This is a genomic window from Flavobacterium sp. FG19 (assembly GCF_057809475.1).
The window spans coordinates 383,902-389,901 of the sequence record NZ_JBMDKA010000002.1 but is presented as its reverse complement, the minus strand read 5'-3'; the positions used below and the strand labels follow the sequence as shown (position 1 = coordinate 389,901).

Here is a 6,000-nt window from a genome sequence, read left to right as displayed (position 1 = left end):
ATAAATATGTATACCAGTATAAAGATCATCTGGGCAATATTCGTATCAGTTACAAAAATACAGGTACTGCCAGTGTACCTGCTTTGCAGTTGGAAGACGAAAACCATTATTATCCTTTTGGGCTTAAACAATCCGGATATGGAAACCCGGTAGTCAACTCTAATTATAAGTATAAATACAATGGAAAGGAATTGCAAGACGAGATGGGTCTTAACATAACAGCGATGGACTTTCGTCAATATGATAATGCTTTAGGAAGGTTTAATTCGATTGATGTTATGAGTGAAAAATTTCCTGCGATATCAACATATTCTTTTTCAGCTAATAACCCGATTCTTTTGAATGATCCAAGTGGAAAAGATTGGTCTATATCAGCTACAACAGATGAAAATGGCAACATTCATGTTAATATAACGGTTAATGCGGCAATTATAAATAATTCTGGGAAGAAAATCAATATGAGTAATTATATAAAGAAGCAAACGGCCCAATTTAATAGAATTTTCTCAATGAGCAGAGAAGGTTTTGATATACAGGGTAATGTAAATTTAAGAGAAATAACGAATGAAAGTGATGCAACAGAAAATGAGCATTTAATTGAGATACAAAATCCTAGTAATTTTGGTAGTAATAAAAGAGGCAATAGTCATTTAGGTGGTTTAAAAGTAAATTTAAATAGTGACTATATTGACGAAAATGGTAATGCCGCTTCTAATACAACTTTTTCTCATGAAATAGGGCATACTGGAGGTTTAGATCACCCTTGGTTAAAAGAGAACACTCAAAAAATTCATAGAAATTATTTTGGACCATTCGCTTTTAGTTCAGATATAGTACCAAAATATAATCAAAATGTGACAGATTTGAGAACAAATTTTATGACGTACCCTTATAAATTTACCAACGCTCTTACTTTAGAAGAAAGACTTCAAAAAACAAATCAAGTACAACAAAATCCATCAGGAGCCAGCAGAGGACAAATAGCGGCTATTATGAGATATTATAGTAATGGTTATCTAAATAATAATGATAAATGAAAACTAATAAATTAATTCTAATTTTCTCATTTTATATTTTTATTTCATGTTCAAATGAAAAAGAAATGCAAATCGTGGGATATGGATACGAAAATGATAATGTTATAGTGTTAGAGCAAAAAAAAACATTATTGAATTTTAAATTAAAAGGTCCTAGAGACTCTAATAAAGTATGTTCTTTTAATGAAGAAAAATTGAAAATTAATAGTTCAGAAATTACTCTTAAATTTAAAATTGATTCTAGCGGTATTATTGTTTTGGATACTTTTGTGACTATACCAAAAAGATTTAAAAAACCTTTTGTGTCATTTATATATCCATCTGAAAAATACAAATTTAAAAGGAAGCTATTTTTAGATGATGAGAATAATTACTACACTGAATAGGGTGTCTCGTCCTAAAAAAGTTTACATATTTACACTTAATCCTAGAATAGATTTACAATTATATTTTAGTCCTGCTATTCATTTACAATAGTAGGACTTTCATATAATAATTTCCAACAGCAGAAGGTTATGTGGAACCTGTATCTGGGGCTTATAGATATATTTACCAATACAAAGATCACCTAGGTAACGTTCGTTTAAGTTATGATAAAACACTTGCTATTAAAGAAGAGAGTAACTTCTATCCTTTTGGATTAAAACAAGATGGTTATAATACTATTAAAACTGGTGTAGAGAATAAGTATAAGTACAATGGCAAGGAATTGCAAGACGAGCTGGGGCTTAACTTTTACGATTATGGAGCACTTAATTATGATCCTGCATTGGGACGTTGGATGAATATTGACCCGCTTGCGGAGAAGTATGATAACTTTACTCCATATGCATATACTGTTAATAATCCAATCTTTTTTACTGACCCAGATGGAATGAGAATTAGATGGGCTAGTTGGAGTGATGTCCAAAAAGACAACGAATTAAGAAAACAGTTTTCTTCAAGGAAAGAATACAGAGAAGCTAGAAGAGAGCTCAGAAAGCAATACAATGAGACTTTGAAAAATTCAGAAACAGCATCTAAAATTTATCAGGATTTAGATGCAGATTCTGCTAAACACACTATTTATGCTACTAAAACTACTGGAGGTGATACAAAACCAAATGAAAAAGGAGGAACTAATATTAAAATTGGTATAGGCGATGGTACTGATAAATTTTTAGAAGGTATAACCAGTAATGAGGCTAATATTCAAACACAAATTGGTCATGAAGGAGGACACGCTTGGTTAAAAATGAATGGATTAGAATCGATGAAAAATTTGGAATTACCAAATGATAAAACAGCATCTAGTTTTGATGTTTTATTGTATAATAATTATTATGAAAAACGTGAAAGAGCTGCATCACATATTGAAAATATAATTAGAGGCGAATTAATTTCTAACGGTGCAAAAAACATGAGTATTCGTTCTACTTATTCTGGAAATCTACTTAATTATACAGGTGGTTCTCTTTTTAAATATAACCTTCAAACTAATGCTATAGAAATATTAAATTATCAACCTGAAAATTATAATACTCAAGGCTATTTGAATAAAATTTATAACCTTCCAATTCCTAAGAAATGAAAAAAATAATTTTGTTTTTAATTATTGTTTTTAATTATTCCTGTAAAGGGCAAAAAAAGTTTTCAGATCCAAATTGTCACATCACTTCAACGTCTGATTTGAAAGAATTTGATTCATTCACTAAAAATATTGACACTACAAAATTGTTCAAAGATGTATTCCAAGATTTTGGAAATACAAACGATGGTGTTTTGTTATACAGATTAGCCTCAGGTAATGATTATGGATATTTCACAATATTTAATGAAGAAAATTCAAAAATCTATTGTCAAAAATTTTCCAAAAATTTCAATAAAAAAATAAGTGTAAGTGAAAAAGATGGTAAAATGATAATTAAGGAAATAAATTTAATTAAGGAACCTAATACTTTTTACTACGAACAATGTACTACAGACTCTGTAGACTTTATTTATCTTTTGATTATTAAGAAAGATGGAAAGATAATTTCAAAATATCTTTGTCATAAATATACAGAAGACGTACTAGATAATAAAATTGATCTAAAAAGCATTAAAAACATTTTAGAAATTTCTTACAGGTATTCTTTTAAATAAAGATAATATATAACCCCGATAGCGCGGATTTGCAATCCGCGCTATCGGGCTGTAAAAAATTAAATTATGAAAACAAAATTTTTAATACTATTTGTATTTATTTCATTTAACGCCTTTTCATTAACAGTAAATCCAAAAGTTTTTGTTGGCTATATTAATAACAAACCTGTCTTTGATTCTTTCAAAGAAAAGCAGACAGGATAAACGGTAGAGCGGATAGGAAAGGGTGGACAGATGAAAAGCGTGCTAGCAGACTAGGAGATACTGAATCTAGAATTGCAAGTTTAAATGAAACTGTGAACAATCTAAACAATCTTGAATCAAGCACACAGTTTTATAGGTTAGATTCAGGTGCAGGGGAACTTGGTGGTACAACTTATGACACAACAACAGGAGAAATAGTAATAAGTTATGGTTCTACTTCAAATTTTGTTCATGAGACTACCCATGCTGGTCAATTCGAATCAGGAGATATTGCATTTAACACTGTTAATGGAGCATCTTTATTACAAGATTTGGGAGATGAAGCTCAGGCATATTCAGCACAATATGCCTTTAAACCTAGTTCTGTATCAGGTCTTAGATCAACATCAATTTTGAACTCTATAAGTGGTATTACTAATGCCTGGGTGCAAGGTATACAAACTTCTACCGGAGTGACTCCTTATGGAGCGGGAGGAATTGCAAATACAGGTATTACACCAATAAATATGAATTCGACAAGATCAGATTTAATTAGAGCGTATCCTGGTAATCCAGCTATAAGTAATCTTCCTGAAAACCTAAATTTAAGAACACAACCAACTATATATTTTAGAAGATAATGAGAAAAATAATTTACAGAATATCAATATTTCTTTTTCTGTGTTCATGTAACACATTAAAAAATAATCAATTGAATATCATAGGAGAATTTTACAAAGAAGAGACATCTAAAAATACCTTAAAAATTATTTATGACCTGAAGCTAAAAGCAAATAATAAATTTTCATTATCCCTAAAAACTCAGGATGCTAATCCGAAATGTAATGGTAAATGGGAGTTAAGAGAAAATTATATCTATTTAAAATGTAATGAATCTCAAGATATTGGAGAAATATTATCTTCTGGTCATATAAAATTTGAGTATAAATTAGAGATAATAGACCAAAACAAAATAAAATTTAGAGATGTTATTCTAAAAAGAAAACAATAAGGTAAAGCATAAAAACAATGTTTTAGAGTTTTTTCCGACCGCTGAGGGTTATTTTGATTGTTTAAATCAAAAATATGTATATCAATATAAAGACCATTTAGGGAATATACGAATTAGCTATGCTAAAAATCCCCAAACCCAAGTTCTTGAAATTATTGATAAAAATAATTATTATCCTTTTGGGCTTAAACAATCCGGATATGGAAATCCGGTGGTGAATTCTAATTATAAGTATAAGTACAACGGGAAAGAACTTCAGGATGAGAATATTGGAGGTAATCAGCTTAATGTTTACGCATATGGATGGCGTGACTACGATCCCTCAATAGGAAGATTTTTAAAAATTGACAGATTTGCTGAAAAGTATCATAAATTAAGTCCTTATGGTTATGCTGGTAATAATCCTGTTTTAATAAATGATATACAGGGAGATAGTTTATGGATTTCGTTTGGTAAAAACAACCAAAATCGTGTACTATATCAAAATGGGCAACTCTTGAATAAAGATGGTTCAAAATATGTAGGAGATGGTGTTAAAATTAAAAAAGATGGTTCTATGAGAATTACTAATTCATTTCTAAATAGTGTTGTAACTGCATTATCTCAGATTTCAAGTGCTGAAACCGAATTAGCAACAAACGTTGTTTCCACATTACAATCATCAAATTATAACTTTAATGTTGCTGAGTCATCAGATACGTATTTTGATCCGAGAGGTCCAGAAAAAATAGGAACAAGAATTAATGATGCGTCTTATTATCAAGGAATAAATTTAAATAGAGGTCAAGTAGGAGGAAGTTCACCGAGTAGTATAATAGGTTCAGGAGGAACATTTTATTGGAATCCTAACTCTTCAATTGAGATTGCAACAACTAAGGGACTTAAATTTGCGAATCCTAATCAAGCACTTGGTCATGAGCTTTTTCACGGTTTTGATGCAAGTTCCGGTAATTTAGTCTGGAGTACATATAATGATACTGAAATCAAAGAAATAAGAGCTGTACATTTTTTCAATCAATTAGGCGGTACAAAAGCCTTTAATGCGGGATATTATCAAACGTATTACAGCTCTGATAAATCAGGATATAAACTATTAGATTCAAGTGGACAGCCTCGAACAGTTACACCAACAATATTGTGGAACAATTAATATATTATGAAAATGAAAAAAAAAACAGCAATTTTGTTAATATTATTAATAAATATTAATTGTGCAACAACTAAGTCATTCAGATATAGATATACTAATTTTGATTCAAATAGAAACGCAGAAATACTAGCTAAAGTTCCAAAAAATTTTATTGAAAAGAAAATTACCACTATTGAAAATGTAGAAATAAAACTTATATATAAAAATAGAGATTCTGCTACAATTTTTTTTACTAATAATAAAATGGCTGGTTCTATTACAAATAGAATTAATAGAAAGAACAAAGGCATCGATATAATTTTCAGAGAGAATTACAATGATACTATAGTTTACGAAGGCAAAAACTCTAATGGCTTATATTGGAAAGAATCTTTTCTTGACGACGTTGTTGTAGGATATGTTAATGTATCGGAGGAAAAAAAGAAAGAATTTGATTTAATAATTATGTCTCTAAAGAGGGCTTATTAGTAAACTCATTACTCTCAGTTTTTTAG

At 29.7% G+C, this 6,000-nt stretch carries 9 protein-coding genes; all 9 read left to right on the top strand.

Going from position 1 to position 6,000, the window contains the following annotated elements:
* Positions 1-1,037 (top strand): RHS repeat domain-containing protein (locus ACODST_RS03620; protein ID WP_488930750.1); only part of this gene is annotated, 1,037 nt, incomplete at its 5' end.
* Complete coding sequence (locus tag ACODST_RS03615) at positions 1,034-1,423, top strand: hypothetical protein (RefSeq protein WP_488930749.1); 390 nt, start codon at positions 1,034-1,036, stop codon at positions 1,421-1,423. The genes ACODST_RS03620 and ACODST_RS03615, both read left to right, overlap by 4 nt.
* Positions 1,424-1,554: 131 nt before the next feature.
* Positions 1,555-2,607: an RHS repeat domain-containing protein gene (locus ACODST_RS03610; protein ID WP_488930748.1), complete on the top strand. Its 1,053-nt coding sequence runs from the start codon at positions 1,555-1,557 to the stop codon at positions 2,605-2,607.
* Positions 2,604-3,161, top strand: a complete 558-nt coding sequence (locus tag ACODST_RS03605; RefSeq protein ID WP_488930747.1) for a hypothetical protein — start codon at positions 2,604-2,606, stop codon at positions 3,159-3,161. Before ACODST_RS03610 ends, ACODST_RS03605 begins: the two co-directional genes overlap by 4 nt.
* Positions 3,162-3,227: 66 nt before the next feature.
* A complete protein-coding gene (locus ACODST_RS03600) occupies positions 3,228-3,365 on the top strand; it encodes a hypothetical protein (RefSeq protein WP_488930746.1) in 138 nt (45 codons plus the stop codon).
* Positions 3,366-3,457: 92 nt separating this feature from the next.
* The gene (locus tag ACODST_RS03595) at positions 3,458-3,985 is read left to right on the top strand and encodes a hypothetical protein (protein ID WP_488930745.1); all 528 of its coding nucleotides are present in this window, start codon (positions 3,458-3,460) and stop codon (positions 3,983-3,985) included.
* A 71-nt stretch (positions 3,986-4,056) separates the two neighbouring features.
* Positions 4,057-4,356 (top strand): hypothetical protein, encoded by a 300-nt coding sequence (locus tag ACODST_RS03590; protein ID WP_488930744.1) that lies wholly within the window; start codon positions 4,057-4,059, stop codon positions 4,354-4,356.
* Between the two features lie 106 nt (positions 4,357-4,462).
* Entirely contained in the window at positions 4,463-5,506 is a 1,044-nt protein-coding gene (locus ACODST_RS03585; protein WP_488930754.1) for an RHS repeat-associated core domain-containing protein, read from the top strand.
* A 12-nt stretch (positions 5,507-5,518) separates the two neighbouring features.
* On the top strand, positions 5,519-5,974 hold the full coding sequence (locus tag ACODST_RS03580) for a hypothetical protein (protein WP_488930743.1): 456 nt from the start codon (positions 5,519-5,521) through the stop codon (positions 5,972-5,974).
* The last annotated feature ends 26 nt before the right edge of the window (positions 5,975-6,000 follow it).